Genomic DNA, 433 nt, shown 5'->3' with positions numbered 1-433 from the left:
TCGAGCCTTCCTGCCCACGTCGTGGGCCGCAAGACTCTCATAGGCCATGGATCAACCGATCGGGGTCAGGCCAGTCGCAGATGGACATCGTGGGCCGGTTCCCGATTGCCGATGGCACCAGCGCCTAAGCGTTGACCGGAATCGACGATCATTCCCGGATGTGCGTGTGTGCGCGCTTAATGGCGCGGGAGCGCATCCGCGCGGTCTGCGACGGGCTTCGCGCGGCCCTGGCCGGCTACGGGTGCCCGAGCAGATTCTGACCGATAACGGCAAGGTGTTTACCGGGCGGTTCAACCATCCGGTTGTCGAGGTGCTCTTCGATGCGGTTTGCCGGGGAAACGGTGGGGCGTGTCTTATGTCGACGGCATCTGAATTTTGACCCCCTGGCGGCAAGTGAGAATTGACCCCCTGGGGTGGTGGTGGTGATTATTCC

Annotated in this window: 1 pseudogene; it reads left to right on the top strand. The window is 62.6% G+C overall.

Annotated elements, in window-relative coordinates:
• Nucleotides 1-77: 77 nt before the first annotated feature.
• A pseudogene (locus tag BST14_RS28330) lies at nucleotides 78-343 on the top strand (DDE-type integrase/transposase/recombinase); the annotation flags it as partial.
• Between the last annotated feature and the right edge of the window lie 90 nt (nucleotides 344-433).

It is taken from the genome of Mycobacterium arosiense ATCC BAA-1401 = DSM 45069 (assembly GCF_002086125.1).
In the GTDB taxonomy this organism is placed as follows: Bacteria; Actinomycetota; Actinomycetes; order Mycobacteriales; family Mycobacteriaceae; genus Mycobacterium; species Mycobacterium arosiense.
Note: the sequence above shows the minus strand (reverse complement) of the source record. Positions and strands in the feature narration are given on the sequence as shown.